Origin of the sequence: Lentibacillus saliphilus (assembly GCF_019093865.1) — a bacterium.
Lineage (GTDB): Bacteria > Bacillota > Bacilli > Bacillales > Amphibacillaceae > Lentibacillus_B > Lentibacillus_B saliphilus.
Genome location: NZ_JABJXD010000022.1, coordinates 1 through 1,811, shown reverse-complemented (window position 1 = coordinate 1,811; position 1,811 = coordinate 1). Strand labels below are relative to the sequence as shown.

Sequence of the window (1,811 nt, the reverse complement as noted above, 5' to 3'; positions counted from 1 at the left end):
ATTTGTTCCTTGAAAACTGAACAAAACAACCAGTATGTCAAAGACAACAGAAGCAGGAAACAGTGATGTTTCCGCCTCTAGAGTCAATTTAGCAAGCTAGGATAAACATCATCGATTGGTGTCGATGATGTTCAAACTTAACTTTTATGGAGAGTTTGATCTTGGCTCAGGACGAACGCTGGCGGCGTGCCTAATACATGCAAGTCGAGCGCAGGAAGCAAACTGATCCCTTCGGGGTGACGTTTGTGGAATGAGCGGCGGACGGGTGAGTAACACGTGGGCAACCTGCCTGTAAGATCGGGATAACTCCGGGAAACCGGTGCTAATACCGAATAATGCCTTTTATCGCATGATAGAAGGACAAAAGGTGGCTTCGGCTATCACTTACAGATGGGCCCGCGGCGCATTAGCTAGTTGGTGGGGTAACGGCCTACCAAGGCAACGATGCGTAGCCGACCTGAGAGGGTGATCGGCCACACTGGGACTGAGACACGGCCCAGACTCCTACGGGAGGCAGCAGTAGGGAATCTTCCGCAATGGACGAAAGTCTGACGGAGCAACGCCGCGTGAGTGATGAAGGTTTTCGGATCGTAAAGCTCTGTTGTTAGGGAAGAACAAGTATCGTTCGAATAGGGCGGTACCTTGACGGTACCTAACCAGAAAGCCCCGGCTAACTACGTGCCAGCAGCCGCGGTAATACGTAGGGGGCAAGCGTTGTCCGGAATTATTGGGCGTAAAGCGCGCGCAGGCGGTCCTTTAAGTCTGATGTGAAATCTTACGGCTTAACCGTAAGCGGCCATTGGAAACTGGAGGACTTGAGTGCAGAAGAGGAGAGTGGAATTCCACGTGTAGCGGTGAAATGCGTAGAGATGTGGAGGAACACCAGTGGCGAAGGCGACTCTCTGGTCTGTAACTGACGCTGAGGTGCGAAAGCGTGGGTAGCAAACAGGATTAGATACCCTGGTAGTCCACGCCGTAAACGATGAGTGCTAGGTGTCAGGGGGTTTCCGCCCCTTGGTGCTGAAGTTAACGCATTAAGCACTCCGCCTGGGGAGTACGGCCGCAAGGCTGAAACTCAAAAGAATTGACGGGGGCCCGCACAAGCGGTGGAGCATGTGGTTTAATTCGACGCAACGCGAAGAACCTTACCAGGTCTTGACATCCTCTGACAACGCTAGAGATAGCGCATTCCCTTCGGGGACAGAGTGACAGGTGGTGCATGGTTGTCGTCAGCTCGTGTCGTGAGATGTTGGGTTAAGTCCCGCAACGAGCGCAACCCTTGATCTTAGTTGCCAGCATTAAGTTGGGCACTCTAAGGTGACTGCCGGTGACAAACCGGAGGAAGGTGGGGATGACGTCAAATCATCATGCCCCTTATGACCTGGGCTACACACGTGCTACAATGGATGGTACAAAGGGCAGCGAAGCCGCGAGGTGAAGCAAATCCCATAAAACCATTCCCAGTTCGGATTGTAGGCTGCAACTCGCCTACATGAAGCAGGAATCGCTAGTAATCGCGGATCAGCATGCCGCGGTGAATACGTTCCCGGGCCTTGTACACACCGCCCGTCACACCACGAGAGTTGGCAACACCCGAAGTCGGTGGGGTAACCTTTATGGAGCCAGCCGCCGAAGGTGGGGCCAATGATTGGGGTGAAGTCGTAACAAGGTAGCCGTATCGGAAGGTGCGGCTGGATCACCTCCTTTCTAAGGATATTACGGAATACCAGCGTCCTTCGGGACGTTGGTAGGGACCATTATTTGGTTCCAAAAAGACATACTAGGTTGTTTGTTCAGTTTTGAGGGAGCAA

At 52.7% G+C, this 1,811-nt stretch carries 1 rRNA gene; it reads left to right on the top strand.

The window, feature by feature from the left end:
- The first annotated feature begins 143 nt into the window (after window positions 1–143).
- Window positions 144–1,707, top strand: a 16S ribosomal RNA gene (locus HPC67_RS15600).
- The last annotated feature ends 104 nt before the right edge of the window (window positions 1,708–1,811 follow it).